We start from the raw sequence: 25,967 nt of genomic DNA, 5'->3' as shown, positions 1-25,967 counted from the left end.
TTTATTAAAAATAAAATATGATATTATACGCACTTATACTAAAACTCTAGGTTAAATTTAATGAAAAAGAAATTATTTTTATTAGCATTAGCTTTCAGTGGCCTAAGCGCACAAACAATCCAGTCAATAAATTTTAAAGGCCTAATTCACCTTTCGCCTGAAGTAGCAAGCCAAATAATGGGCTTAAAAGTCGGTCAGGATCTAACTCCAAAGCTTAGCGATAAGGCGATCACAAATTTATACAAACAAAACTATTTCGATGATATCTATATAGAAGATACAGGCAATGGTAATCTTTTAGTAGCCGTAAAAGAGAAGCCAAGTGTTGCTAGGGTCGATCTAAAAGGTGTTGTAACAAATGATAAAACTGCGATCGAGTCGCTAATCAACATCAAACCAGGCAATATGTATGATGAGCTTACAATAGAAAAAACTAAAGAGAGAATTCGCCAATATTATGAGTCAAAGGGTTATTTTGATACCGTTGTAGACGTAGAAAAACAACCAGTTGCAGATAACGACAGCTCACTTTTTATAACACTCAACATAAACCGCGGCGAAAATATGATAATCAAAAATGTAAATTTAGTCGGTGCAAAAGAGTTTGATTATGACGACATTGAGCCAGTAGTTGCAAATAAAAGTAGAGAATTTATGGGTTGGCTTTGGGGCAGAAATGACGGTAAAGTTAAACTTTTTGAGCTTGAAAATGATCCAGCAAGAATACAAGACAAATATTTCCAAAAAGGCTATTTAGACGCGACTATTTCGTCACCTTATTTAAATTCATCGTTTGATAACTACACAGCTGATCTTACTTATTATGTTCATGAGGGTGAGCCTTATAAGGTTTCAAATGTAAGTATTACAGCACCTGAAGAGCTAGAGCTTGACACTAAAAAGATTATAGATGACTTTAGGCTTGAGGATGGCGATACAATGAACTCAGCAAGACTTCGCCAAGATATGAAAAAGCTCGATGATATGGTTGCTGATAAAGGTTATGCGTTTGTAAAAGTCTATCCAAAGACTGATAAATTTGATGAAAACAAAACTGTCGATATTGATTATGAAGTAGATCCTGGTGAAAAAGTATATATAAGAAATGTTCAAATTTCAGGAAACGATAGGACTGTTGACCGCGTTGTAAGACGCGAACTTTATCTAACTGAAGGAAATTTATATAGCAGAACCGACCTTCAAGACTCAAAAGATGCATTAAAAAGAACAAGCTACTTTGACGATGTTGAGATAGAAGAAGATCCAGTTGATAAAAATACTGTCGATCTAAAAGTAAAAGTAAAAGAGGCTTCGACTGGCTCAATAAGCGGCGGTATCGGATACGGCAGTAGTGACGGACTATTATTAAATGCAGCACTTTCTGACACAAATATCTTTGGCTCTGGCCTTCAAGGACAAGTAAGTGTTGATAAAAGTGACAGAGAGCTTTCAGGCCAGATAAGTCTTACAAACCCAAGAATTTTTGACTCAGAGTATAGCCTTGGTGGAACACTTTACGCAAATGACTATGACTGGAGAACATATAAAGAGAGAAGCTATGGCTTTAGCACAACTCTTGGTAGAAAACTAACTAGAAATTTAAGTGCATCGCTTACTTACAATATTGAGCAAAGCAAAATTACTCTAAAAGATGATGAACTAAGAGATATCAACGCAAAAACTAAAAAAGAAATTTATAGAGAAGGTAAAGCTATAAAAAGCGCTATAACTCCGGCTTTAACATATAATAGCACCGATGATTATTACTTGCCAAGACGTGGCATCATAGCTAGTACATCATTTGAGATAGCTGGACTTGGTGGCGATATAGACTTTATCAAAAATCGCACAAATTTTAACTACTACCTAGGTCTTAGAGAATACATCGACTACGATCTTATCTTAAGATACAAAGCAAGCTTTGGCAAAATTTGGGAAAGAGGATATACTCCGATCAACGAAAGACTTTACCTTGGTGGTATAAGAAGCTTACGTGGTTACGAGAGCAGAACCGTATCTCCAAAGGTAAAATATAATGGCGACTACTACGAATACGGCGGCGAAACTTCATTTAATAATTCAGCTGAAATAAGCTTCCCTATAATAGATCGTGTCAAAATGCGTGGTGTTGTATTTTATGACTACGGTATGATCGGCGAAAATAGCCTAAATGAGATAAAAAGATCTTCAGTTGGTACTGGTATCGAGTGGATAACACCTATCGGACCACTTCAACTAATCTTTGCAAAAGCCCTTAAACCTAAAGAGGGCGATGATACAAATACATTTGAATTTACTATCGGAAGAAGATTCTAAAAAGATACTTTAAAGGGGCTAACTGTCCCTTTAAACCTCCACAAATAAACAAACTTTAAGTCATATAAGAAAAAGCAAGGCAAACATTAGATATAATCCCACAATTTTTAATATAAGTGGGTAAAAATATGAATTTCTCAGACATTTTTTCAAAGATAAGAAAAGCTCAACCTCGTCCAGAAGAAGCACCTACGCACTGGGTAAAATGCGATAATTGTCACTCACTGATGTACTACAAAGAAGTTGAAGCTTGTTTTAATGTATGCCCAAAATGCGGTTATCATATGAGACTAAAAGCTACTGATCGCATAAATTTGATCTGTGATGAAGATAGCTTTGTAGAATTTGACGCAAATTTAAAACCGGTAGATCCATTAAATTTTGTTGATAAAAAATCATACAAAAAAAGAATCACAGAAAATAAAGAAAAAACAGGACGCACAAGCTCAGTGATATGTGGCGAAGGCAAATGCGACGGACAAGAGATCCAGCTAGTTGTTTTTGACTTTGGCTTCATGGGTGGTTCGCTAGCTTCAGTTGAGGGTGAAAAGATCGTAAGAGCGATAAAACGGGCAATAGAAAAACGCCAAGCTTTAGTCATAGTGAGCGCTTCAGGTGGCGCTAGAATGCAAGAGAGCACATTTTCTTTGATGCAAATGTCAAAGACATCAGCCGCTTTAAAACTACTTGATGAAGCAAAATTACCTTACATCTCAATACTTACTGATCCAACTATGGGTGGCGTTAGTGCTTCTTTTGCTTGGCTTGGAGATCTAATAATCGCTGAACCTGGTGCATTGATAGGCTTTGCTGGTCAAAGGGTAATCAAACAAACCATTGGTGCTGACCTTCCAGAGGGATTTCAAAGAGCCGAGTTTTTATTAGAACATGGCTTAATCGATGCTATTGTGCCAAGAAGCGAACATAAAAAATATATAAGCGATATGGTTAAATTTCTTACAAATAGCAAGACAATGCATCAAAAAGAAAGACAAGATGAGAGCGGAAATAACTTTGAACTAAAGCTAAAAACCAAAGGCTAAATTTGGAAATTTCAGTTTTTAGTATTCAAAAATCATCACGTGACAACTTTGAAAACGAAATACAAGAATATATAAAAATGAGTGCAAAATTTGCCAAGATAAACGATAAAGTCTTTTTTAATGAAAAAATAGCAAAAGCTCAAAGTACTGGAAAAAGCGAAGCTTTAAGAGCTTATGATGAAATTTATGAGCCAAATTTAAAGGGCTTTTGCGTAATGCTTGATGAAAATGGCTTGCAATTTGATAGCCAAGAATTCGCACAAATTTTAAACTCAAATTCACAAATTAACTTTTTCATAGGTGGAGCTTATGGCCTTAGCCAAAATTTAAAAAATAAAGCACAAAAAGTCGTAAGTTTGAGCAAGATGACGATGGCTCATAAGGTTGCCAAGCTTGTACTTTTTGAGCAAATTTTTAGAGCACTTTGCATAAATGCAAACCACCCATACCACAAATAAAGGAATATAAATGACACAAACTGAGCTAAATTTTTTTAAAAAATTACTTGAAGAAAGAAAATTACAGATCAAAAAAAATATCTATGATTCATCTGTTGAAGTAAATGGCTTAAGAGATAGTGGTGTAAGCGATGAGTTTGATATAGCTTCAGTGAATACAGACCAGCTAATAGAGCATTCCATCTCGACACAACAAAGAGCGGAGCTATCAGAAATAGATGAAGCACTAGAGAAGATAGCAAATAAAACTTATGGAATTTGTGATATGTGTGAAGAGGAGATCAGTATACCGCGACTAAAAGTAAAACCACATGCAAAATACTGCATAACTTGCCGTGAAATAATCGAAAAAACAGCAAAAAACTAAGGAGAAAATATGAAAACTAGAAAATTTCTCGTCTACTGCATAATTTACATAGTAGTTGTTGCAGGACTTACTTATTCTCTTAATAGTTCTGATTACACATTTGAGCTTTTAGGCCAAACTATAACTCTGCCAATTGCTATTTGGGTCGCTCTTCCAGTAGCTGTTTTAGCACTTCTTGCTCTACTTCATATCGCTTATCATGGATATGCTTTTTATAGATATAAAAAATGGATCAAAAAAGATAGCCAGCTTTATAAAGATTTAGCTAAAGAGACGCTTCTTGGCTTTGAGAGCAATAAAGACTTCAAAACCGACACTTACAAGATCGCCTCACAGCTTACTCGTTCTATCTCACCAGTAGGCGAGCTTAAAGATGTCGGTGTAGATGATGCCGAGATAAACAATATCTTACAAACTATAAAAAGTATAAAAAATAAAGAGATCGTCGATCTAAAGAAATTTAGATTAGCAAAAGATAGCAAGTTAAATATCCTAAATGAGCTAAATAAAATCGAGCAACTACCTACTTACTATCTTGACATACTTAAAAATCAAGATCAAAACGAGAGCCTTAAAAAAGCTGCATTTGATAAACTCATAAAAGTAGCTTCTTTTAGCGAGATCAAAAGATTAAATTTTGAGCTAGCAAGTGAAGATATAATGCTTATTATTACCCGCTTTGTAAATGACGAGATCGATCTAAGCAGTGATGAAATTTTTGATCTTTTAAACAACGCAAAAGTGACAAAAGCACAATACGACAAAGCGGCCATAATGCTTAAAAATAAGCTAAAACCAGATGCATTTATCGGCATCTTTGAGAAGCTAAAAAGCATCCATGCTGATGCTTATGAGGCTTACGTATATGCGCTATTTGAGCTTCAGATGCTTGATAAAGTAAGAGAGGCTATCGAAGGTAGCGACACAGATGAGTTTAAAGAGATAAAGGTCTTGCTGTTTTTACGAGATAACGGCAAAATGGTGCCTAGCTCGTTATTTTTTAAATGATAGACTTTAGCAAAAAGCCACTTTTCTTAGCACCTCTTGCTGGCTTTTCTGACTTGCCACTAAGAAGCGTAGTTAAGAAATTTGGCTGTGATGTAACTGTTAGCGAAATGATCAGCGCAAATGCTCTAGTATATGAGAGTAGTGACAAAACGTTTGAAATGATTAAAAAATCCCCAAACGAAGAGCCTTACATCGTTCAAATAGCTGGTAATGACACAGAAAATATAAAAAAAGCTGTGCAAATCATCAATAAATTTGATGGAATTTATGGGCTCGATCTAAACTGCGGTTGCCCCGTACCAAAGGTCGTTAGACAAGGAGCGGGTTCTGCTTTACTAAACGATCTTAACAAACTTCAAAATATAATCTCAGCCATAAAAAGCGTCTCAAACAAAGAGAGCCTGAGTGTTAAATTTAGACTTGGCTTTAACGATAAAAATGAAGAAAAGATAGCAAAAGCCTGCGAAGAAGCCGGTGCAGACTACATCGCAGTGCATGGGCGTACAAGAGCTGGCGGATATAGTGCAAAGGTTGATTACAAAGCGATCGCTAGAGTAAAGGCTAGTGTAAAAATTCCAGTCGTCGCAAATGGCGATATAAATGCACAAAATGCAGATGAAATTTTAAACCTTACAAAGTGTGACGCTCTCATGATCGGTAGAGCAAGCATCGGTAACCCTTGGATATTTCACGAGATAAAGACCAAAACTAGCGTAGATAAGGCGCTAAAACAAAAGATCATCCTGGCTCACTTTGATGCGATGATCGAGCACTACGGCGAGCATGGGCTTTGCATATTTAGAAAGCACTTGCATCAATACAGCAAGGGCATCGACGGCGCAACAACCTTTAGAAATGATATAAATTTTATCAAAGACGTGACAGCGATGAGAGAGCGCATAAGGGAGTTTTTTGCCTAGATGCAAGGCTATATCCTGCGCGTGCAAAAGGTCAGAGACGAGGACCTTTTAGTCTTTGTACTAACGCCAAATTTGCTCGTAAAGTCGTATAGATTTTTTGGCGCTCGCCACTCAAACATCATGACTGGCTACAAGATCGACTTTGAGCTAGAGCAAGAGGCGAAATTTCTACCAAAGCTTAGAAGCATACTTCATCTTGGCTTTAAATGGCTGCTAGAGCGCGACAAACTCATCATTTGGCAGCAGTTTATGCGCCTACTTTATGATCATCTAAAAGAGGTCGAGCAGCTCGATGAAATTTACTTTAACGAGCTTGATCGCTGCGCCAAACAGATGCAGCTGCAAAATCCAAAGCGCCTTATCATCGAAAGCTACGTCAAAATTTTAGAGTATGAAGGCAGGCTTCACAGCGAGCTTGAGTGCTTTATCTGCGACGAGGAGATAGAGAGTGAGCTTTGCTTAACTCGTGGCTTTTTACCATCTCACAAGCACTGCCTTGATAGAAGCGAATTTGACGCTAACAAGATCAAAAATTTGTTTGATACAAAAAGCACGATCGAGCTCAACGACGATGAGATAAACCGACTTTATAAAATTTTACTTGATGGACTTTAGGTTATAGCTTGCTATTTTAAATAGCTACTTCTTAATGTTTAAAACACATGACTATTTTTTTAAGTTTAAATTTTCTAAGTTATAAAATTCTAACCAGTAGTTTTGTACTAAATGCTTTTGTATTTGTTGTATATGACACTTTTGATTCATGCACAAGTACAAAAATTTTATCAGTTCATACATTTTTTATTTATTTTGATAAAAGCCAATTAAAATAGAAATATTTATAGCTTGCTTCTTGGGATTAGTCCCAAAGAGCAAGTAAAATTTTACTCTTCACTACTACTATTGAGAGCAAAAAAAGTATCAGTATGAATATTTTCAAATGCTGCTTTTAGCGAAGTAAAAAGTTTTGGATTTTCTTTTTCTAATGTTGCTAAAAGCTGTTTGGTTTCATATCTAGCATGCGGCATCTTCACGTCAAATCTCATTGCAGGGCATGCTTCATCGCCAATGACTCTTAATTCATTTTTGATAGCATTTTCGCGAAGCTGTCTCTCACGAACGAAGATAAATGGCCTAATAACCGTGATTCCATTTTTTGCAGTATATTTTGGAGCAAGCGTCCTTAGTGCACCATTATATGTAAAGTTCATAAAAAAGCTCTCCGCTGCATCGTCTAAATGATGAGCAATCGCGAGTTTATTAAAACCATGCTTTAAGGCGTAAGTATAAAGATAACCTCTTCTCATACGAGAAAAGAAACTACAAAAACTAGAATTCTTACGGATTTTCTCTTTTGAAATTTCAAAGATTGAGCTATCTATTACTTCATGCTCTATTCCGTGCTCATTGCAATGCTTCGTAAGATAAGCGTAGTCCTCACCCATGCCGTAGCTTAGCGTTACTGCTTTAAACTCAAATTTTTCAGGTGTAACGTTTTGGATATGCTTTAGTACGTGAGCGAGTGCGAGGCTATCTTTACCACCGCTAAGACCAAGCAAGATATTATCTCCGCCCTCTATCATCTTGTATCTGGCATTTGTCTGACCAACTTGCCTAAGAAGCCTTTTACTAAGCTCTATCATAAGCTTTCTACCATTTCAAGTATAAATTTTGCACTAACATTTGCTGAATCTTGCAAAAATTTATCAAAGTCAAACTCTGCTGCATCACCAGCTCCATCGCTGATAGCTCTTAGTATAAAAAATGGCACGCCAAGTGTTTCGCAAACTAGCGCAACGCTAGCACCTTCCATCTCGGTAGCGCTCGCATTAAATATCTTTTTAATCCAAGCTTTCTTTTCATTATCGCAGATAAACTGATCTCCAGTCGCAATAATACCAGCGCTTAAGCTCATATCTTTTTTATCAGCTATCTTTTTTGCCAGTTCATTTAGCCCTTCATCGCTTTTGACAAAGATACTTGTGCCTGGCACATAGCCATAAGGATGGCCAAAAGCCGTGATATCAAGATCATGTTGCACTAAGCTAGTAGCATAAAGCATATCGCCTATTTTTAAACTCTCATCAAGTGAGCCAGCTACACCAGTAAAAAGCAATTTTGAGGCCTTAAATTTTTCTACCATTAAAGTTGCCGTTATGGCTGCATTTACTTTGCCTATCTTTGAATAGGCAATGACTAGCTCTTTTCCTTTATAGTTTGCTAAGTAAAATTTATTATTTGCATATTGAACAGTTTTATATTCACCAACCATTTCAAGGATCGGCGTTATCTCTTCTTGCATAGCTCCAAGTATCGCTATCATCTCTCCTCCAAAATTTTCACAACTTCTTCAAGACTTGCCATATCAGTAATACTATAAGTTGGCTTTTCGGTAATTTTTTTATTGATGCCCTTTAACGTCGCAGCACCAAGCTCGATAAAACAATCAACATTATTTTCATAGTTTTTAATGCTTTGTTTATAGCAAACTGGTTTTATTAGCTGCTCTTTTAGTAGGACTAGTGCTTCGCTTTTATCGGTATAAATTTTAGCATTTACATTTGAGACAACAGGAGAAAATTTGGTAGCCAAAGTACTCTCAAGCTCGCTTGCTAGTCTAACACTAGCTGGCTCAAGTATCGGACAATGGCTAGCTACTGACATATTTAAAAGCATTGCTCTTTTTGCGCCAGCTTCTTTAAATTTTGCTTCATAGCTAGCAAGATCAGCTCTTACACCAGCGACAACGATTTGTCCATCGCAGTTGTAGTTTGCAGCATAAATTTGTAAGCCTTCTTCTCTTGCTTTTTTACAAATTTCTTCAACCACTTCATCACTAAGTCCAAGAACTACCATCATGCCGGCATCTTTACCAACACAAGCTTCTTGCATAAATTTACCACGTAAATTCACAAGCCTAATCGTATCAATAAAATTAAATGCTCCACTAACTGCAAGAGCGGTAAATTCTCCAAGTGAGTGCCCAAGACTAAATTCTGGTTTTTCTTTAATAAAATTTGAAAAAGCCAAATAAGTCATTAGTGAGTTTAAAACGATAGCTGGCTGAGTAAATTCTGTTTTATCTAACTTATCGTTTTGTGTAAATAAAAGCTCTTTGTAATCAATGCCAGTATCATTACAAGCATCATTTAAAAGCAGTTTAGCATTAGAAAAATTTTCGTAAAAGTCTTTTCCCATACCAATACTTTGCGAGCCTTGGCCCGCAAAAACAAAAGCAAATTTTTTCATTTTAGCTTCTTAGTGATGGTGATGTCCGTGTCCACCGCAACCGCAACCACCATCCTCGTGTCCGTGTCCATGCCCGTGTCCATGACCCCCGCAGCACTCATGCTCATGCTCATGATCGTGACCACCACAACCGCAAGTATGAGCCCCAGCCACCATGCCTGTTGCTTTTTCATCTTCTGTCGCATCTCTAACTTCTAAAACTTCAACATTAAATAGTAAATCTTTACCAGCATATGGGTGATTAAAATCAACTGTCACTTCATCATCTTTGATCTCTTTAACAATAACACGAACGCTTGAGCCATCCTCATTTTGACCAAAAAGTTCCATTCCTTCATGCAAATCTATACCAGCAAATTGCTCTTTTGGTAACGACTGAATGGCTTCATTATTATATTCACCACAACCCTCTGCTGCCTTTACACTTATAGTTGCTCTTTCGCCTGATTTTAATTTGCTTACTTCTTCTTCAAGCTTTTCTATAATATGGCCATGCCCTGTTATAAATGAAATTTGGCCACCTTCTTGCATGTTTGACTCTAAAATTTCACCAGTGTTAGCATCTTTTAGTTCGTAAAACATAGTTATAACTTGATCTTTACTCACAATAATCTCCTTAGATTTGGTTTTTTGATTAATGTGGAATTATATCTAAAAAAGATTAAAATTTAGTTTCTATTGGGAGAGGCTTTGGCTTCTTTGCTATCTGGATAACCGACTTTTAAAGCCTTATAAAATCTATTTGCACTTTGCGTATCACCTATCTTATCAAAGCTTATAGCTGTGTGATATAGAAGTTTTGGTGTATAGTCAGCCTTATCTTCGTTCTGTATGCTTTTTTTATAGTATTGTATAGCTGTACTGTATGATTTTTGACTGTAAGCAACTTCACCTAAATAATAATTTGTTGCACCAGTTTTATAGCCTTTTTTATTTAAATATTCAAAATATTCAGCTGCTTCTGTGCTATTGCCAGAATTTAGAAGTTTAATGCCATCAGCCAAAATATCTTTATCGCTTTTTCCACTAAAATTTGAAGTTGGCTTACTTTGTTGTTTTGGATTTGCATTTTGCTTTGGTTGAGCAGCATTTTTATCCATTATTGCACCTAATTTATTTAAGGCAGCAGTAATATTTTTGTAGTTTTTGTCTTGTATATCTCTAGTTTCATCAACATAAGCCTTCAATGATGTCAAACTTACACCAGAATCACTTATGCCACCATTTACCTTCGTCTCTATATCATTTATTCTTTGCTCAAGCTTATTCATTCTAGCACTCATGCTCTCAATCAAGCTTTGCAAACCTTGAAGTTGTTCTAAAACATTATTCATATTCTCTTCAATATTTTGAACGCTTCGCTTATTATTTAAGGTAACTTTTTCATTATCAGTTAGACCATATGGATTCGCACTATCCATATTGCCTGCATCAAAAGCTGAAATCTCTTGGCCAGAGGTAATGGAGATAGTGGCTCCAATCAGAGCCACTACAATTATTTTTTTGTTCATTATTATTTAATTATAAATTATGGAAGTACTTTGAAATCTGCACGTCTATTTTGAGCATCGCAAGCTTTTGTTTTATCTGTGCAAACTGGATTGCTTTCACCAAAGCTAACTACAGCGATTCTATCAGCACTAACGCCATTTCTTACAAGAGCATCTTTAGCGCTTTTAGCACGTTTTAAACCAAGAGCATAGTTATACTCATCTGTACCCCACTCATCGCAGTTACCTTCTACTTTTATAGAAAGAGCTTGAGCATCAGCTTGGTTGAATACTGATGCATTTGAGCTAACAACGCCTTGTTGATCAGCTTTGATATTAAATTTATCAAAGTCAAAGTATACACTTTTAACTTGACTCTCGATATTAGCAATAAGAGCTGCTAATCTATCAGCATCGCTCATGCTACCTGAATTATCTGCAGATTGATTTGAATTTGAATTCATATCAACTTCAGGGTTTTTTGAGCTACAACCGCTCAACAATAAAGTTGCAACTGCAACACTTGCTAGAACTACTTTTTTCATTCCTTATCCTTTTTTAGAAATTTGGTCGAATTATATCACAAAAATTTTAAATTTTATCAGAATATTACCAATCTATAGATTGAATTTTTCCTACTTTTAAAGGAAACTGAAAACTTCTGTTTTCATTTAGCCTAACAACACCTAGTGAACTTTGACCGCCAAGCTCTTTTATAAAGACAACACTTTGCCCATCGCTTGAGAATCTTGGATAGTTATTTTTGCCATTTGCTGTAAGCTGTCGTATAAAATCCGTTTGAGTTGAAATTAGATATATATTAAAACTACCGCTTGCTTCCCTGCTTGAATAAACAACATAATTTTCAAATGTGCTTACAGAGTTATTATTCTTACCATGAAATACCATTTGTTCAACGCTTCCGCCAGAAATCGCAGGAGTTGCAAAAACATTAGGATAACCAAGCCTATCTGATACAAAAACTATCTTACTATCATTATCTACAAAATTTCCATTTACATCTATACCTGGATAATTAGTAATCTGCGTCAAATTTTTGCTATTTGTATTATAGATAAATATATCTGGTTGATCTTTTGGTGCCATAGTTAATAAAATTTTACTTCCATCTTTACTAACATCTGAGGCTATGAGCATGCCAATGCTATCAATTATCTTTGTTTTTGTGCCAGAATTTAGATCATATCTAAATAAAGTTGGTTTATTATTTACATAAGATGTATAGTAAAATTTACTTTGATCGGCTCCAGCCCATTTAGGAAAAATATTTAGCCCGCCACTTACTATAGTCTTTTGATATGTAAGTGTATAATCTGCAACTATAATAGAGCTTTGGCGAGCTGAAGTATATTTTGAAAGAATAATAAATTTTTCCATCCAGCCAACTGGTGGTAAATTTAGCTCATTAGTAAGCTCAACTATACTTTTATGCGCTAAAAACGGATACTTTGCGCCGTCTGGCATAGTGTAAACCTTCTCATATCTTGTAGTTGCTGTTTTAGCGTTTATCAGTTTTACTCTTAAAGTAAGAGGCGAGCCCATAGAGCCTTCAAGAGCATATCTAAAGATAAGCTCGACGCCTTTATCACTCATTGTATTAGTAGTCGCATCTCCTTCATAGGTAGAAGGCACATGATCTTCGATTACTTCAAAATCGGAACTAACCTTTAGATCTCCTAGCATGATTTTAAAGAATTTATCTTTAAACCCCGCATCGCTAACAGCAGTTGTTGCATCTTGCAAAGCTATCTTTGGCAAGGCAATACCTTGATTTACAACAGATATGGTTGCATCAGCAGCATAAAGCCCTAGAGCAACACATAAAAAAAGAAAAATTTTCTTCATCTCTACTCCATAATTTTATAAATTTTAGTTTATTTTATCTTCTAAATTTAAATTAAAAGTAGTACTTTTGTCTGGATTGAATGGAAATTTCTCTGCAGTAAGCTTTTCCAGGCACTCTCTAACCTTTGCATTAAACTCTTCATTATATGATAGTTCTAAAATTTCATAGCTAAAATTTCCGCTCTGATCTATCATAACTTTCACCTTAGCAAGATTTGCAGAATCAGCCTTATAACTTTGCCATCTTCTTTGAATTTGTTTTGTTATCGCACCCATTAGTGGATCGTAAGTACCGGTGGATTGTGATTTTGAAGCAGTTGGATTTTGATCTATCTTTAAACTCTTTATTATATCACTAGCTTCTTTTGCGGCTTTTGAACTAGAAGCTTCGCTTTTTTTACGGCTTTGCACTTTATTTTCGGCCTTTTTTATACCATCATCTTTTTTAAGTTTCGTAGGATCTATGTCACTAAAAAGGTCTTTTATATTTGGGTCTTTTGGTTTTGGCTTTTCAACTGGCTTTGGTGTAGGCTTAGGCTCAGGTTTTGGTTCTGGCTTAACATCTTCTTTGGATTCTTCACTTGGTTTTAAAATTTCTGGTTTTGGTTCTGGTTTTTTAGGCTCAGGTTTTGGTTCCTCTTTTGGAGGAGTTGGTAAGCTTGGCGTAGGCAATGGTTCATCTGGTACAACAGGCTTATTTGTAGTCTCTTGTTTATCTTCTTCGGATTCCTTTTTAGGTTCAGGCTTTGTCTCTTTAACTACTTCATCTGCTTGTTTTGGAGCTTTAATGGTTTGATCAACTTCTCTATCAACCATAACCACATCCATAATAGCATCTTTATCATCGGTATATTTTTTAGGAGGTTCTGCAAAAAAAGTAAGCTTTATAAACAAAACAAGTATAATAATAACGTAAATACAAGATGCTACAAGAAACGAACTAAGCGTTGGAAATTTAACTTTATTTGACATTTTAACCGTTTGTCTCTAAAGCCACTTTATTAAAACCAGCACCTTTCAAAGTCTTTAATACAAACATAACATCATCGTATTTTAAATTTTTATCAGCTTTTATATAGATAGGCGAGGTTTTATCGTATTTTGTACTCATTAATGCGATATTATCAGGAAACTCAGCAAGGCTCATAGTACTCTGATCAACTCTAACTTGTCCTTGCGAATTTATAGATACTATAAGGTCTTTTTGCTTAGATGTTGAAGTTTTTGCCTTTGAACCATCCGGAAGAGTAATATCCTCTTGATATGTTATGGTTGGCATAGTAACCATTAAAATGGCTAGTAAAACAAGCATAATATCAACAAGAGGAGTTATATTTAGCTCTGGTGTCTCATCGGTAAATTTTGCAGCCATTTATAGTATCTCATCATCTTTTTTAAGTGCTATCATCACATCAGCCTGACGCTCAATAACACTCATTAATTCATAAGCTTTTCTTTTTATGAGTAAGTTAAATGTATATGCTGGGATGGCAACAAAAATTCCGCAACCAGTTGCAACAAGTGCTTCTGAAATAGCTGGAGCGATAATACCAAGTGATGAACCTCCACCATTTCCAAGCTGTGAAAATGTCTCTAAAATAGAAACAACGGTTCCAAAAAGACCGATAAAAGGCGAAGTAGATGCTATTACACTTAGCCACGTTAGTCCACTTGTAGCATTTTTCTCGGCTATGCTTATACATACATTTAGTTTTTCTCTTGAGATTCTTCCATTTGCACATTTTCTCAAAGATGAATCATTTGGAATATTTTTAGCACCCATAAGCAGTGCTTCAAGTGCATTTTGCTCACGTTTTTGCCAAGCTCCAATACCAGCCATTCTTGAAAAAAGAATTGTGAAACTAACTATAAAATATATTGACAGCCAAGTTAAAACAATAATTGTAATAAAACTACTTCTTTGAATGTAATTTAAAAATAAATCTATACCGCCCACTTATCTAGTTCTCACTACATTTTCCATTTTAGATATAGTTGCTGCAAAAGCATTTGTATCACTGCTCATGCTCTCTATCAAATTTCTAGCAGCTTCCAATGAATTTGCAAGCTCGCTTTCACTATCACCAGAGACGTAAACCGCACCGTCAGCAAGTATAACTACTTTGCCTTCATCAATTTTTGCATAACCCCAGTTAATCGCAACAACATCATGTTTTTTATTTTTATGTTCTATATCTATAATACCTGCTTTTAAAAGAGATATTAATGAGGCATGGTTTGGTAAAACACCAAACTCACCCTCGCTACCTGGAAGCACTACACTACTCACGTCATCATTAAATATCTGACCTTGAGGAGTTACGATCTCTAAATGTAATTTATCCATTACGCTTCCTTTTTAAATTTAAGCCTTAAGTTTCTCAGCTTTAGCTAAAGCCTCATCTATATTTCCAACCATATAAAATGCTGCTTCTGGTAAATGATCATATTTACCCTCCAAAATTCCCTTGAAGCCAGTTATATTTTCGTCAAGACTTACATATTTACCAGGGCTACCTGTAAATACTTCAGCAACGAAGAATGGCTGAGATAAAAATCTCTCGATCTTTCTTGCTCTATCAACTGTTAGTTTATCTTCTTCGCTAAGCTCGTCCATACCAAGGATAGCGATGATATCTTGAAGGTCTTTATACTTTTGAAGTACAGCTTGAACACCACGAGCTACTTTATAGTGATCTGCTCCTAAAATTTGAGGATCAAGCATTCTTGAAGTAGAATCAAGTGGGTCAACAGCTGGATAGATACCTTTTTCTGCGATCGATCTATTAAGAACTGTTGTAGCATCAAGGTGAGCAAAAACAGTCGCAGGAGCTGGGTCTGTAAGGTCGTCCGCTGGAACATAAACAGCTTGAACAGATGTGATCGAACCTTTTTTAGTTGATGTGATCCTCTCTTGGAATTTACCCATCTCACTTGCAAGAGTTGGCTGGTAACCAACAGCTGATGGAATACGTCCAAGTAGGGCTGACATCTCTGCACCTGACTGAGAGAAACGGAAGATGTTATCGATAAACATCAAAACGTCAAGTCCCATCTCATCACGAAAATACTCGGCCATTGTAAGACCAGTTAGAGCGATACGATTTCTTGCTCCTGGTGGCTCGTTCATTTGGCCATAGCACAAGGCAACTTTATCCAAAACGTTACTTTCTTTCATTTCGTGATAAAGGTCGTTTCCTTCACGAGTTCTCTCACCAACGCCTGCAAACACAGAATAGCCGCTGTGTTTAAACGCAACGTTGTGGATAAGCTCCATAATAATAACCGTTTTACCAACGCCAGCACCACCAAATAGACCTACCTTACCGCCCTTTGCGTAAGGAGCTAGAAGGTCGACTACCTTGATGCCAGTTTCAAAAATTTCACTTTTTGTGCTTTGCTCTTCAAATGGAGGAGGATCGCGGTGAATAGACCAGTGCTTATCAAAATTTATACCTTCGCCCTCATCGATCAAGTCGCCAACTACGTTAAAAATTCTACCCAAAACTTTTTCGCCAACTGGAACACTAATAGATGCACCAAGTGCTTTAGCTTCAAGGCCACGAGTTAAGCCCTCACTCATATCCATAGCAATAGTTCTAACTCTATTATCGCCTAGGTGAGCAGCAACTTCTAATATTAGTTTATGTTTCTTGCCCTCAACCTCAAATAAAACTTCGATAGCTTCATTGATCTTCGGCAAGTAGTCATTAAAGTCAACATCGACCACAGGGCCCATAACTTGACTAATAACACCCTTCATTCATACTCCTTTTATTTCATTGATTCAACACCACTGATAATCTCGATAAGCTCAGTGGTAATAGACTCTTGTCTTGCTTTATTGTAAGCAAGATTTAACTGTTTTACGCGCTCTTTAGCATTATTTGTTGCATTATCCATAGCTTGCATTCTGGCACTATGTTCAGCAGCCAAAGAATCAACCAAAGCATAATACATGCTATACTCAAAATACTTATTAAGCAACTCGTCCATAATCTTAGTATAGTTGTCTTCTGGTTCAAATTCCATCAAAGAATTTGTCTCAACTGCAACTATCTTAGACGGCTCAATAGGCACAATATCATTTACTCTGATCTCTTGAGAGATCATATTTTTATAGCCATTGTGTATTAGCACAACTTTATCTGTTGTGCCGTTCATAAAGTCATCAATGGCATCTTTTATAATATTTTGAGCTTTTTCATATGTAGGTGATGAGCTGGCTCCGACATAAGTCTCAAGTAGTTCAACGCCTTGGAAATTGAAAAATTCTATACCTTTTTTACCAACAGCTCTTAGTCTAACTTTGATCTTTTTAGCCTTTAACTCATCGATCATACGCCTAACTGTCTTTATGGTCTGAACATTAAAGCCACCACAAAGTCCTTTATCAGCCGTCACAAATATAATATCAACCTTTTCTACACTCTTTGTTGTGTTAAAAAATTTACTCTCAGTCATAACTGATGCATATTGATTGATCTTATAAGCTATTTCTGATAAAACCTCATTGATCTTAAGTGCGTAAACCCTAGAGTAGCGTGCAGCCTCTTCGGCTTTTCGAAGCTTTGCTGTTGAGACAAGCTTCATCGCACGCGTCGTCTTTTGAGTGTTCTGGACGCTCTTAATCTTTCGTTTTATATCTTTTAAATTTGACATATCTTAGCCCTAGTTCGCGGCAAAAGTCGCTTTAAAATCTTTCAACGCTTTATGTAAAATTTCTTCTACTTCTTTATCAAGAACCTTTTTAGTTCTGATTTGCTCAAAAATTTCAGGGTATTTTGCCTCAATATATGGATATAGCTCAGCCTCAAATTTTGTTACATTTGCAGTTGCAACATCATCTAAATAACCCTTAGCACCAGCAAATATGATAACTACTTGATTCTCAACTGGAAGTGGAGAATATGGAGGTTGTTTTAGTACTTCAACCATCTTTTGACCACGCTCTAGTTGTTTTCTTGAGCTCTCGTCAAGGTCGCTTGCAAATTGAGCAAACGCTTGTAGTTCGCGGTATTGAGCAAGGTCTAGTCTTAGTGTACCAGAAACTTGTTTAATAGCTTTTATTTGAGCCGCACCACCAACACGAGATACAGAAAGACCAACGTTGATCGCTGGACGGATACCTGAGTTAAATAGGTCACTCTCAAGGAAAATTTGACCATCTGTAATAGAAATAACATTTGTTGGGATATAAGCTGAAACGTCGCCCGCTTGAGTCTCTATAATAGGTAGAGCCGTTAAAGATCCAGCACCTAGTGCGTCATTTAGCTTACTTGCTCTTTCAAGAAGTCTTGAGTGAAGATAGAAAACATCACCTGGATAAGCTTCACGACCTGGTGGTCTTCTTAGTATCAAAGACATCTCGCGGTAAGCAACCGCATGTTTTGACAAGTCATCATAGATGATTAACGCGTGGCGAGAGTTATCTCTAAAATATTCACCCATTGTTACACCAGCATAAGGAGCAAGGTATTGAAGAGCAGCTGCATCACTAGCGCCAGCATTTACGACTATCGTGTAGTCCATAGCGCCGTACTCTTCAAGTTTTTTAACGACTTGAGCAACGGTTGATTGTTTTTGACCGATAGCTACATAGATACAAATAACGTCTTGACCTTTTTGGTTGATGATAGTGTCTATCGCAACTGTTGTTTTACCAGTTTGGCGGTCACCTATGATTAGCTCTCTTTGACCTCTACCGATTGGCACAAGTGCGTCGATCGCTTTGATGCCTGTTTGAAGTGGTTCATGAACACTTTTTCTTGCCATGATACCTTTTGCTTTTTCTTCGACAAAGCGAGATTCAGTAGCTTCAATTGGACCTTTTGCGTCGATTGGCTCACCTAGTGAATTTACAACACGACCGATCAATGCATCACCAACTGGAACGCGTAGAAGTTTTTTAAGTCTCTTTACAGAGCTTCCTTCTGTGATACCGCTAGTTTTTCCAAGGATAACTATACCAACACTACTCTCTTCAAGGTTAAGAGCCATACCTTTTTCGCCGCTTTCAAATTCAACCATCTCACCAGCCATAACGTTTTTCAAACCATAAACGTTAGCAACGCCATCAGCGACTGAGATGACTTTACCGGTCTCTTCTACATCAACACTTAAATCAAAATTTTCAATACGCTCTTTGATTATCGTGCTAATTTCGTCAGCTTTAATTTTTGCACTCACGCTTTCACTCCTTTTTAAATTGCTTTTAATATATATTCACTCATTTGACTTTTTAGTCTGTCGATAGAGAAATTTACCTCGACACCCAAATCATCTAACTCAACTTTTACACCGTTGTATTCGCCCTTTGAGCCATTAAGCTTGATCTTAGAGTTAAATTTCTTAGAGAAATTCTCTTCCAAAACTTTCAGCTGCTCAGCGCTTAGGTCAAAATTTCCAATAACCTCGCCACGATATGTATTTTCAAGCAAAGATTGCTCTATCTTCATCTCGTTTAAGATCGCTGGGATAAGCTCCAGTCTTTTATTTGCGCCAAGAAGCTTAATAAAATTTGCAAATTTGACATCTTGATTTTTAACCAAAGATAGTACAAATTCAACCTTTTGTGAAACCTTTAAAGTAGGCAAACTTATAATGCTTTTAAATTTATCGCTAGCAAAAGCAGCAGCTAGCTCTGATAAATTTTCAACAAATGCATTAAGTTCATTTGATTTTACGTCGCTTAAGATCGCTTTTACGTATTTTTTAGCTACTACTTCATTCATTAGCTAACCTTTTTAAGTATGATATTTACAAGCTCTTTTTGATCGACTTTTAGGCTATCGCTTGAGAAAATGTCACTCAAAATTTCATTTACAACGCTTTTTGTCATCTTACGCTCTTCAAATTCTTTTTGCTCTTTATAGCTCTTTTGAAGATTTACTATATCATTTTGAGTATCGCTTTTAACCTTAGCAGCTAAATTTAAAGCCTCTTTTTTAGCAGTTTCGATTAAAGAGTTTGCATTTTGCTTAGCTTCCTCAACACGTTTTAGAGCGTCATCTTTTTTGGCCTTAGAATCACGGAGTTTTTCTTGGATACTTTCAAGCTTATTTGCGATCCTATCAATTCTGCTTTGATAAAGAGCTTTTAGTGGTTTAGCTGCAAAATATACCAAAATAGCAAAGAAAAGTAAGAAGTTTAGCGTTCTCTCTACTATATCGTAATTTGTTCCGCCATGTTCACTAGCATAAGCCAGAAATGGAAGTGCTAGAAAAAATAAAATTTTTATCTTCATAAAATTCCTTTAAATTTTAGAGAGCTTAGCATTTAAGGCCGCTCTAAGTTCAGGTAGTTTAGCTGATAGATCTGCCTTTAAGTTATCTTTATGAGAGCTTAGAGCATTTAAAAATTCATTATAATTAGCCTCTAAACTACTCTTTACGGCATTTACTTCTTTTAAAGACTCTTCTTTTGCCAAATTTAAGGCTTCTTGCCTTATTTTATTGGCCTCAGTCCTTGCGTTTAATATAATCTCTTCAATCTCTTTTTCATGAACACTTAGATCACTTGCATTTTTACTAGTACTCTCTTCATCATTTTTTATAGAGGCATTTCTGTCATCTATGAATTTGAGCATTGGCTTATAAAGCAAGGAATTCAAAATAGCGATCAATACCAAGAAAACGACAGCCGTTAAAAGCATCAATGGCACATCTATTTCTAACATCCACTCTCCTTATTTTATCATTAAGTTTTATTTAATATTCAAATTAAAGTCTGATTCTACAATAAATTACTAAAAATAAAAATAAATTTGTAATTCTATTTTAGCTTAGCTATAAATTGCTCTATCTGCAAAATCTCACTAAATTCTAATATTAAATTTTTAGATTTTACTTTTGTCTTTATATTTAAATTTTTAAAAATTTCTTGTAAATTTGATAACTTTTTACTCATTTCCTCAGAAATTTTTGGCTTTTTGTCTTTTATCTCTTCCTTATTTTTTATCTTTTTTACTAAAATTTCTGTGTCTCTAACGCTTAGTTTTTGACCGATGATCGTATCAACAACCATCTTTTCTTCTTCGGCGCTAAGCCCAACTATAACTTTAGCGTGGCCTTGTGTGAGCTTGTCTTCTTGTAAAAGTTTTTGCGTATAGTCACTAAGAAGTAAAAGCCTCATCGTATTTGTTATTTGTGTTCTACTTTTATGAATGATATTTGCCAAGCCGTCTTGTGTGATCTTATACTCATTTATGAGCTCTTTATACGACTTTGCAAGTTCGATTGGATTTAAATTTTCACGCTGAATATTTTCGATAAGCGCAAGCTCTCTTAAATTTTGAGACTTGATATCAGCGATGATTGCCTTTATCTTGCTTGCTCCAAGCATCTTTGTAGCGCGGTATCTGCGCTCACCAGCTATTAACATATAGCCATCATCTTTTTTGATGACGATTATTGGTTGTATTAGTCCGTGCCTTTTGATGCTAGCACTTAGCTCTCTTAAAGCCTCTTCGTCAAAATGTGTTCTTGGCTGGTATGGGTTTGGCAAAATTTCATCTATATTTATCTCTTCGACTATCTCAGAGTCGTTTAAATTTGCGATCTCTTTGCTGTAGGCCTGCTCTACATCTTCAAGTATCGCGCTAAGCCCGCGCCCTAATCCACCTTTTTTAGCCATTTTTTTCCTTATTTTTTAGTTTAAAATACAATATGCCAAATTTTGATACGCGATCGAGCCTGGTGATTTTATATCATAAAGTATCACTGGCTTACCAAAACTTGGACTTTCAGCAAGTTTAACATTTCTTGGAACGACCACAAATTCATCCTTGCTGTCTTTACTTTTGAAGAGCTTGTTTTCAAAATGCTGTTTTAAATTTGCAATGGTCTCTTTTGAGAGATTATTTTGCGAACTAAACATGGTCGGTAAAAAGCCCTTTATATTTAGCTTTGGATTTATCGTCTTCTTAATAATCTTAACCGTATTTAAAATTTGAGCCAGACCCTCAAGTGCATAAAATTCGCACTGGATAGGGATGATAACACTATCGCTTGCACTAAGAGCATTTATCGTAATGCTGCCAAGTGCCGGAGGGCTATCAATGATAATAAAATCATAGTCGTTTATAACTTCTGAAATTTTGTTTTTAAGGATTAGTTTATAGTCCTTACTTTGGTCGTTAAATTCTTGCTCAATGCCGACAAGTCCTATGTTTGACGGAGCTAGAAAAAGCGTTGGGATCTCAGTTTTTAGCACGATTTGTGAGAGCTTTTTCCTATCTGTCAAGACGTGATAGATGTTAAACTCATAGTCACTTCTACTAAAGCCAAGTCCAGTCGTCGCGTTTGCCTGTGGATCGATGTCTATTAATAATACTTTTTTTTCAGCAACCGCCAAAGATGCGGCTAAATTTACGGCTGTTGTAGTCTTGCCAACGCCGCCTTTTTGATTAGCTATTGTTATTACTTCGCTCATCTTAAAGAATATACCTTTTCCCCGTTTAATAATATCGCTCCATCCTCGCAAATTTCAGCATTCTGAAGCGAAACAGCTCTATTTGCAATATGCGTAATAAAACTTTTTGACTTGCAAAAGTCTATCCTAAATTTGCTAAAAATTGGCTTCCATAAAATCTTTTTATCAAGCATGCTAACAAAGCCCCAAACTAGCTCATCTACGCTAGTTTTTATGTCTAAAATGCCCGCATTTTCGGGCGCACTAGCTAAATTTATCCCCATGCCGCAAATGTAAATTTCATCCACTTTATTTGTCAAAGTGCCGCCTATTTTGCGGTCATCTACATAAAAATCATTTGGCCATTTTAGCCAGCACTTTGAGCCAAGTTCGCCCAAGACTTCACGCATTAGCATAGAAAAATATATTGAGATTGAGGGCGGAGGTATATCGCTTGGCAGCTCATCTTCACTTATGCAAAATGACATAAACAAATTTCCGTCAAGCCCCTCCCAGCTGTTGCCGCGGCTACCGACACCTTTTGTTTGATTATACGCCACGACCATATATGGAGCTTTTATCTCGCCGTTTTTTAGGGCGTCTATCAAAAATTCCTGCGTCGAAGGCAGGCTTTGGAAAAACTCAACCTTCAAATCACACCTTAAATTTATAGAAGTGATTTACTGGATTTTGTCCGCCTCCGATAATGACTGCGTTTTTAATAGCGTTAAAGATATAATCATGCGCATTTTTCACGCTCTCTTTTAGACTATAGCCATTTGCTAAATTTGAAGCGATAGCGCTTGATAGCGAGCAGCCTGAGCCGTGAGTAGCAGTCGTTTTTATGCGCTCATCGCTAAAAATTTCATACTCACTGCCATCATAAAATATATCAAGCGACTTACCATCAAGCTCGCCACACTTTAGATAAACGCTCTTTGTTCCAAATTTCAAAAGCTCCTTGCAAGCCTCTTTTAGCTCGCCCTCGCCCTTTAGCTCACGCTTTAAAATTTCGCGCGCTTCAAAGATATTTGGCGTGATCACGCTTGCAAGCGGGAAAAGCTCCTCCACGATCGCATCTTTTGCAGCGCCCTCTAGCCAGATGTCGCCATTTTTACAGCTCATGACCGGATCAAGCACAACTGGCGGTAAATTTTTGATCTCTCTTAGTGTTTTTGCGACGCATTTTATGATCTCAACGCTTGGGACAACGCCTATTTTTATCACATCAACTTTTATATCATCAAATATCGCCTTGATCTGATCCTCGATGAGCTTAGTATCAACTAGCTGCATGCCAAAGATGCCCTTTGTATTTTGAGCAGTGACCGCCGTGATCGCTCCCATCGCATATACGCCGTGTGCTATAAAGACCTTTATATCAGCTAAAACCCCAGCTCCACCGCTTGGATCAACACCTGCTATACTTAGTGCATTTTTCATAAATTCTCCTATAAATTTTTTGATTTCTACTCTATCTTGTCGCCAACGCTAAGACGCTTACCATTTATATATGCTTTTGCGTTTGTTGGCTTTTTGCTTGGCTCTTGAAGCTCATAAATTTTGACTGCCCCACCATTGCAAGCAACCACAACGTGATCTTTTTCTACGCTTAAAATTTCTCCGCTTTTGCCACTTTTTTCGCTTAGTTCAAGCGATAAAATTTTAAGACCGCTTGCTAGATAAAGCCCCGGCCAAGGTGTGAGCGCACGAAATTTATTATAAATTTGCCCCGCATCTTCATCAAAGCTAAAAAGGCCGTCTGATTTTGCGATCTTTTTGCAGTGCGTGGCCTTGCTTTCATCTTGCTTTTGTGGTTTTAAATTTTCAAAATTCTTAAGTACTTTTACTATTAGCTCACCACCAAGCTCGCCTAGCTCACTAAAAAGTTCGCTTGACATCTTCGTCTCACAAGGCGTGTAGATGAAGTCCAGCATATCACCAGTATCAAGGCCAGCATCCATTAGCATAGCTGTGACGCCAGTTTGCTTCTCGCCTGCTAGGATCGCACTTTGTATAGGGCTCGCACCTCTATATTTTGGTAAGATCGAAGCGTGCAAATTTATACAAGTTGCCACGTCAAGCACGCTTTGAGGCAAAATTTTGCCATAGGCTGCTACTACAATAAATTTAGGTTTAAATGCCTTTAGCTCGTTAACCACCGCCTCATCTTTTAGCGTATTTGGCGTAAGGACTGGTACACCTGCTAGCTCGTTTTGCGCATAAATTTTGACCTCGCTTTGGGTTAAAATTTGCTTTCTGCCAACTGGCTTATCAGGCTGGGTAAAGACCGATTTTATATTAAAGTCAGCTTCTTTTAGGTGCCTAAGTATCCTAACAGCATAATCAGGCGTCCCCATAAAAACTACATTCATCACTTTCCTTTAAATTTTAACGACTTTTATTTTGATCTACGTTTTGGTTACCCTTCAGCCAAAAGGCGCATGGATCTTCTTTCCAATCAATCTTTTGAAACAGTAAACTTCCTAACTCATCAACGCTAATTTTACCGTTGCGGTTTGTATCAAGCCTCTTAAATTCCTGCCTTGTGCATAGATCTGGCGCTATTTTTAGAGCTTGGGGCGCTTTGCAGGTCATCCATTCATCTAAATTTAGCGCACCGTCGCGATTATTATCATTAAAATCCAAAAACATATATGCCGGATCGGCTGGATCACAGCTATATGCGCTAAGGTAAAATAGCATAATGCAAAAAATTTTCTTCATTTTATATTCTTAAATTTTTAAGTTTAAAGCGCCAAAAAGTCGCAACTCAAAGCTTCTTTTTAAGCAGCTCAAGCAGTGCAAATTTAAGCTCATCGATGTTCTCGTTTGTCGCTGACGAGATCGGCAAAATAAAGTATGGTTTTTTGGCATCAAAGCTGTATAGATCTTGCTTATAGACAAATTTACCATCTTGTCTTGGCTCTAAATTTATGCTTTTCATAAATTCTTTTATATTTTCATCTAAATTTTCAGCCGCATCGACTCTGGTGATCGCGACCGCAAAGTCCCTATTAGCAAGCACGCTTGAAAATTTAGCGACCTCCTCTTTTAGCACACTAAACTGCTCACTCATTCTTCTGTAATTCGCACTATCTATCATGAAAAGTAAAATTTTATTTCTCTCGATGTGCTTTAAAAACTGCACGCCAAGGCCGCGTCCGTCGCTAGCTCCCTCGATAATACCAGGGATGTCAGCCATGACAAAGCCACTAAACTCATCGACCTCAACAAGTCCAAGCTTTGGCGTAAGCGTGGTAAATTCGTAGTTTGCGATCTGTGGTTTGGCGTTTGAGACGGCTGAAATGAGGGTTGATTTGCCGACATTTGGAAAGCCAACAAGGCCTACGTCAGCTATAAGTTTTAGCTCAAGTCTGACCTCCACGCTCTCTTCTGGCATGCCCTTCTGAGCGTACTCTGGGGCTTGGTTGATAGAGTTTTTAAAGTGAAAATTTCCAAGTCCGCCCTTGCCACCTTTTAGAAATAGCGTCCTTTGTCCCTCATTTACCATGTCGCAAAGTAGCTCATTTGTCTGCGCGTCATAGACCGCCGTTCCTGGTGGCACGATGAGTTCTAGGCTCTCGCCCTTTTTACCAGTCATGCGTCTGCCCATCCCAGCTTCACCGTCGCTAGCTCTCATCGCCCTTTTACCCTTGTAGTTTGCCAGTGTGTGGGTGTTGTTGTCGCAGACAAAATAAACATCCCCGCCGTCGCCGCCGTCGCCGCCGTCCGGTCCGCCTAAAATGACGTGTTTTTCGCGGCGAAAACTCACAGCTCCAGCTCCACCATGCCCCGAACTTAGAGTCAATTTTGCACTATCTATAAACATTTTTTAC

General features: G+C 37.0%; 31 protein-coding genes. 7 read left to right on the top strand and 24 right to left on the bottom strand.

Features of this window, described 5'->3' with window-relative positions:
* Window positions 1–60: 60 nt before the first annotated feature.
* The 7 genes from bamA (at window position 61) to recO (ending at window position 6,727) form a co-directional block, all read left to right on the top strand.
* Entirely contained in the window at window positions 61–2,316 is a 2,256-nt protein-coding gene (gene bamA / locus FZ940_RS01310; protein WP_148821217.1) for an outer membrane protein assembly factor BamA, read from the top strand.
* A 128-nt stretch (window positions 2,317–2,444) separates the two neighbouring features.
* A complete protein-coding gene (accD, locus tag FZ940_RS01305) occupies window positions 2,445–3,359 on the top strand; it encodes an acetyl-CoA carboxylase, carboxyltransferase subunit beta (RefSeq protein WP_148821216.1) in 915 nt (304 codons plus the stop codon).
* A gap of 2 nt (window positions 3,360–3,361) precedes the next feature.
* Window positions 3,362–3,817 carry a 23S rRNA (pseudouridine(1915)-N(3))-methyltransferase RlmH gene (locus tag FZ940_RS01300; RefSeq protein ID WP_148821215.1) on the top strand — a complete coding sequence of 152 codons (456 nt, stop codon included), beginning with the start codon at window positions 3,362–3,364 and terminating at the stop codon, window positions 3,815–3,817.
* A gap of 10 nt (window positions 3,818–3,827) precedes the next feature.
* Window positions 3,828–4,184, top strand: a complete 357-nt coding sequence (gene dksA, locus FZ940_RS01295; RefSeq protein WP_035167251.1) for an RNA polymerase-binding protein DksA — start codon at window positions 3,828–3,830, stop codon at window positions 4,182–4,184.
* A 9-nt stretch (window positions 4,185–4,193) separates the two neighbouring features.
* On the top strand, window positions 4,194–5,192 hold the full coding sequence (locus FZ940_RS01290; RefSeq protein ID WP_148821214.1) for a uroporphyrinogen III synthase HEM4: 999 nt from the start codon (window positions 4,194–4,196) through the stop codon (window positions 5,190–5,192).
* Window positions 5,189–6,112 carry a tRNA dihydrouridine synthase gene (locus FZ940_RS01285; RefSeq protein WP_148821213.1) on the top strand — a complete coding sequence of 308 codons (924 nt, stop codon included), beginning with the start codon at window positions 5,189–5,191 and terminating at the stop codon, window positions 6,110–6,112. The genes FZ940_RS01290 and FZ940_RS01285 overlap by 4 nt, the downstream gene beginning before the upstream one ends.
* Window positions 6,113–6,727 carry a recombination protein RecO gene (gene recO / locus FZ940_RS01280; RefSeq protein ID WP_103652314.1) on the top strand — a complete coding sequence of 205 codons (615 nt, stop codon included), beginning with the start codon at window positions 6,113–6,115 and terminating at the stop codon, window positions 6,725–6,727.
* 269 nt (window positions 6,728–6,996) lie between these two features.
* Here the strand turns inward: recO and FZ940_RS01275 are convergent, their stop codons facing one another.
* The 24 genes from FZ940_RS01275 to obgE form a co-directional block, all read right to left on the bottom strand.
* Window positions 6,997–7,755, bottom strand: coding sequence for a tRNA 2-thiocytidine biosynthesis TtcA family protein (locus FZ940_RS01275; RefSeq protein ID WP_103588942.1), 759 nt, complete (start codon window positions 7,753–7,755; stop codon window positions 6,997–6,999).
* Window positions 7,752–8,435, bottom strand: coding sequence for a 5'-methylthioadenosine/adenosylhomocysteine nucleosidase (locus FZ940_RS01270; RefSeq protein WP_148821212.1), 684 nt, complete (start codon window positions 8,433–8,435; stop codon window positions 7,752–7,754). The genes FZ940_RS01275 and FZ940_RS01270 overlap by 4 nt, the downstream gene beginning before the upstream one ends.
* Window positions 8,432–9,361, bottom strand: a complete 930-nt coding sequence (gene fabD, locus FZ940_RS01265; RefSeq protein WP_148821211.1) for an ACP S-malonyltransferase — start codon at window positions 9,359–9,361, stop codon at window positions 8,432–8,434. The genes FZ940_RS01270 and fabD overlap by 4 nt, the downstream gene beginning before the upstream one ends.
* Window positions 9,362–9,370: 9 nt before the next feature.
* Window positions 9,371–9,973, bottom strand: a complete 603-nt coding sequence (locus FZ940_RS01260; protein ID WP_223154487.1) for an FKBP-type peptidyl-prolyl cis-trans isomerase — start codon at window positions 9,971–9,973, stop codon at window positions 9,371–9,373.
* A 56-nt stretch (window positions 9,974–10,029) separates the two neighbouring features.
* Window positions 10,030–10,872 (bottom strand): tetratricopeptide repeat protein, encoded by an 843-nt coding sequence (locus FZ940_RS01255; RefSeq protein ID WP_087579669.1) that lies wholly within the window; start codon window positions 10,870–10,872, stop codon window positions 10,030–10,032.
* A gap of 17 nt (window positions 10,873–10,889) precedes the next feature.
* A complete protein-coding gene (locus tag FZ940_RS01250; RefSeq protein ID WP_021090913.1) occupies window positions 10,890–11,396 on the bottom strand; it encodes an OmpA family protein in 507 nt (168 codons plus the stop codon).
* A gap of 64 nt (window positions 11,397–11,460) precedes the next feature.
* Window positions 11,461–12,717, bottom strand: a complete 1,257-nt coding sequence (tolB, locus tag FZ940_RS01245) for a Tol-Pal system protein TolB (protein WP_054196223.1) — start codon at window positions 12,715–12,717, stop codon at window positions 11,461–11,463.
* A 24-nt stretch (window positions 12,718–12,741) separates the two neighbouring features.
* Window positions 12,742–13,689 (bottom strand): TonB C-terminal domain-containing protein, encoded by a 948-nt coding sequence (locus FZ940_RS01240; RefSeq protein WP_148821210.1) that lies wholly within the window; start codon window positions 13,687–13,689, stop codon window positions 12,742–12,744.
* Window position 13,690: 1 nt separating this feature from the next.
* Entirely contained in the window at window positions 13,691–14,089 is a 399-nt protein-coding gene (locus tag FZ940_RS01235) for a biopolymer transporter ExbD (protein ID WP_085657715.1), read from the bottom strand.
* On the bottom strand, window positions 14,090–14,674 hold the full coding sequence (locus FZ940_RS01230) for a MotA/TolQ/ExbB proton channel family protein (protein ID WP_051288435.1): 585 nt from the start codon (window positions 14,672–14,674) through the stop codon (window positions 14,090–14,092).
* A complete protein-coding gene (gene atpC, locus FZ940_RS01225) occupies window positions 14,675–15,064 on the bottom strand; it encodes an ATP synthase F1 subunit epsilon (RefSeq protein WP_021090667.1) in 390 nt (129 codons plus the stop codon). It abuts the gene before it with no gap.
* 18 nt (window positions 15,065–15,082) lie between these two features.
* Window positions 15,083–16,480 (bottom strand): F0F1 ATP synthase subunit beta, encoded by a 1,398-nt coding sequence (gene atpD / locus FZ940_RS01220; RefSeq protein WP_148821209.1) that lies wholly within the window; start codon window positions 16,478–16,480, stop codon window positions 15,083–15,085.
* An 11-nt stretch (window positions 16,481–16,491) separates the two neighbouring features.
* Window positions 16,492–17,379 (bottom strand): ATP synthase F1 subunit gamma, encoded by an 888-nt coding sequence (gene atpG, locus FZ940_RS01215; RefSeq protein WP_148821208.1) that lies wholly within the window; start codon window positions 17,377–17,379, stop codon window positions 16,492–16,494.
* A 9-nt stretch (window positions 17,380–17,388) separates the two neighbouring features.
* Window positions 17,389–18,906 carry a F0F1 ATP synthase subunit alpha gene (atpA, locus tag FZ940_RS01210; RefSeq protein WP_009294343.1) on the bottom strand — a complete coding sequence of 506 codons (1,518 nt, stop codon included), beginning with the start codon at window positions 18,904–18,906 and terminating at the stop codon, window positions 17,389–17,391.
* 14 nt (window positions 18,907–18,920) lie between these two features.
* Window positions 18,921–19,451: a F0F1 ATP synthase subunit delta gene (locus FZ940_RS01205; RefSeq protein WP_107792718.1), complete on the bottom strand. Its 531-nt coding sequence runs from the start codon at window positions 19,449–19,451 to the stop codon at window positions 18,921–18,923.
* Window positions 19,451–19,963 (bottom strand): F0F1 ATP synthase subunit B, encoded by a 513-nt coding sequence (locus tag FZ940_RS01200; protein WP_107792719.1) that lies wholly within the window; start codon window positions 19,961–19,963, stop codon window positions 19,451–19,453. The genes FZ940_RS01205 and FZ940_RS01200 overlap by 1 nt, the downstream gene beginning before the upstream one ends.
* 9 nt (window positions 19,964–19,972) lie before the next feature.
* The gene (locus FZ940_RS01195; protein ID WP_148821207.1) at window positions 19,973–20,395 is read right to left on the bottom strand and encodes a FoF1 ATP synthase subunit B'; all 423 of its coding nucleotides are present in this window, start codon (window positions 20,393–20,395) and stop codon (window positions 19,973–19,975) included.
* A 95-nt stretch (window positions 20,396–20,490) separates the two neighbouring features.
* Window positions 20,491–21,351, bottom strand: a complete 861-nt coding sequence (locus FZ940_RS01190; protein WP_148821206.1) for a ParB/RepB/Spo0J family partition protein — start codon at window positions 21,349–21,351, stop codon at window positions 20,491–20,493.
* A 15-nt stretch (window positions 21,352–21,366) separates the two neighbouring features.
* Window positions 21,367–22,149: a ParA family protein gene (locus tag FZ940_RS01185; protein ID WP_148821205.1), complete on the bottom strand. Its 783-nt coding sequence runs from the start codon at window positions 22,147–22,149 to the stop codon at window positions 21,367–21,369.
* Window positions 22,146–22,781, bottom strand: coding sequence for a biotin--[acetyl-CoA-carboxylase] ligase (locus tag FZ940_RS01180; protein WP_148821204.1), 636 nt, complete (start codon window positions 22,779–22,781; stop codon window positions 22,146–22,148). Before FZ940_RS01180 ends, FZ940_RS01185 begins: the two co-directional genes overlap by 4 nt.
* Window position 22,782: 1 nt before the next feature.
* Window positions 22,783–23,571: a bifunctional hydroxymethylpyrimidine kinase/phosphomethylpyrimidine kinase gene (thiD, locus tag FZ940_RS01175; RefSeq protein WP_148821203.1), complete on the bottom strand. Its 789-nt coding sequence runs from the start codon at window positions 23,569–23,571 to the stop codon at window positions 22,783–22,785.
* A gap of 26 nt (window positions 23,572–23,597) precedes the next feature.
* Window positions 23,598–24,503: a methionyl-tRNA formyltransferase gene (fmt, locus tag FZ940_RS01170; RefSeq protein WP_148821202.1), complete on the bottom strand. Its 906-nt coding sequence runs from the start codon at window positions 24,501–24,503 to the stop codon at window positions 23,598–23,600.
* Between the two features lie 16 nt (window positions 24,504–24,519).
* On the bottom strand, window positions 24,520–24,855 hold the full coding sequence (locus FZ940_RS01165) for an EF-hand domain-containing protein (protein WP_148821201.1): 336 nt from the start codon (window positions 24,853–24,855) through the stop codon (window positions 24,520–24,522).
* A gap of 46 nt (window positions 24,856–24,901) precedes the next feature.
* Complete coding sequence (gene obgE, locus FZ940_RS01160) at window positions 24,902–25,960, bottom strand: GTPase ObgE (protein WP_148821200.1); 1,059 nt, start codon at window positions 25,958–25,960, stop codon at window positions 24,902–24,904.
* Window positions 25,961–25,967 lie beyond the last annotated feature (7 nt).

Source organism: Campylobacter concisus (assembly GCF_902460415.1).
In the GTDB taxonomy this organism is placed as follows: Bacteria; Campylobacterota; Campylobacteria; order Campylobacterales; family Campylobacteraceae; genus Campylobacter_A; species Campylobacter_A concisus_Y.
This window is presented reverse-complemented; position numbering and strand designations above follow the sequence as displayed.

Coding starts and splice junctions, on each gene's coding strand:
- FZ940_RS01235 (WP_085657715.1), bottom strand. CDS start 14,089: ATGGCTGCAAAATTTACCGATGAGACACCAGAGCTAAATATAACTCCT.
- FZ940_RS01185 (WP_148821205.1), bottom strand. CDS start 22,149: ATGAGCGAAGTAATAACAATAGCTAATCAAAAAGGCGGCGTTGGCAAG.
- accD (WP_148821216.1), top strand. CDS start 2,445: ATGAATTTCTCAGACATTTTTTCAAAGATAAGAAAAGCTCAACCTCGT.
- atpC (WP_021090667.1), bottom strand. CDS start 15,064: ATGGATAAATTACATTTAGAGATCGTAACTCCTCAAGGTCAGATATTT.
- fmt (WP_148821202.1), bottom strand. CDS start 24,503: ATGAATGTAGTTTTTATGGGGACGCCTGATTATGCTGTTAGGATACTT.
- FZ940_RS01240 (WP_148821210.1), bottom strand. CDS start 13,689: ATGTCAAATAAAGTTAAATTTCCAACGCTTAGTTCGTTTCTTGTAGCA.
- FZ940_RS01165 (WP_148821201.1), bottom strand. CDS start 24,855: ATGAAGAAAATTTTTTGCATTATGCTATTTTACCTTAGCGCATATAGC.
- FZ940_RS01195 (WP_148821207.1), bottom strand. CDS start 20,395: ATGTTAGAAATAGATGTGCCATTGATGCTTTTAACGGCTGTCGTTTTC.
- FZ940_RS01275 (WP_103588942.1), bottom strand. CDS start 7,755: ATGATAGAGCTTAGTAAAAGGCTTCTTAGGCAAGTTGGTCAGACAAAT.
- FZ940_RS01290 (WP_148821214.1), top strand. CDS start 4,194: ATGAAAACTAGAAAATTTCTCGTCTACTGCATAATTTACATAGTAGTT.
- FZ940_RS01200 (WP_107792719.1), bottom strand. CDS start 19,963: ATGAAGATAAAAATTTTATTTTTTCTAGCACTTCCATTTCTGGCTTAT.
- dksA (WP_035167251.1), top strand. CDS start 3,828: ATGACACAAACTGAGCTAAATTTTTTTAAAAAATTACTTGAAGAAAGA.
- FZ940_RS01285 (WP_148821213.1), top strand. CDS start 5,189: ATGATAGACTTTAGCAAAAAGCCACTTTTCTTAGCACCTCTTGCTGGC.
- fabD (WP_148821211.1), bottom strand. CDS start 9,361: ATGAAAAAATTTGCTTTTGTTTTTGCGGGCCAAGGCTCGCAAAGTATT.
- FZ940_RS01190 (WP_148821206.1), bottom strand. CDS start 21,351: ATGGCTAAAAAAGGTGGATTAGGGCGCGGGCTTAGCGCGATACTTGAA.
- atpD (WP_148821209.1), bottom strand. CDS start 16,480: ATGAAGGGTGTTATTAGTCAAGTTATGGGCCCTGTGGTCGATGTTGAC.
- FZ940_RS01270 (WP_148821212.1), bottom strand. CDS start 8,435: ATGATAGCGATACTTGGAGCTATGCAAGAAGAGATAACGCCGATCCTT.
- FZ940_RS01250 (WP_021090913.1), bottom strand. CDS start 11,396: ATGAAAAAAGTAGTTCTAGCAAGTGTTGCAGTTGCAACTTTATTGTTG.
- thiD (WP_148821203.1), bottom strand. CDS start 23,571: ATGAAAAATGCACTAAGTATAGCAGGTGTTGATCCAAGCGGTGGAGCT.
- atpG (WP_148821208.1), bottom strand. CDS start 17,379: ATGTCAAATTTAAAAGATATAAAACGAAAGATTAAGAGCGTCCAGAAC.
- recO (WP_103652314.1), top strand. CDS start 6,113: ATGCAAGGCTATATCCTGCGCGTGCAAAAGGTCAGAGACGAGGACCTT.
- bamA (WP_148821217.1), top strand. CDS start 61: ATGAAAAAGAAATTATTTTTATTAGCATTAGCTTTCAGTGGCCTAAGC.
- FZ940_RS01205 (WP_107792718.1), bottom strand. CDS start 19,451: ATGAATGAAGTAGTAGCTAAAAAATACGTAAAAGCGATCTTAAGCGAC.
- obgE (WP_148821200.1), bottom strand. CDS start 25,960: ATGTTTATAGATAGTGCAAAATTGACTCTAAGTTCGGGGCATGGTGGA.
- tolB (WP_054196223.1), bottom strand. CDS start 12,717: ATGAAGAAAATTTTTCTTTTTTTATGTGTTGCTCTAGGGCTTTATGCT.
- FZ940_RS01255 (WP_087579669.1), bottom strand. CDS start 10,872: ATGAACAAAAAAATAATTGTAGTGGCTCTGATTGGAGCCACTATCTCC.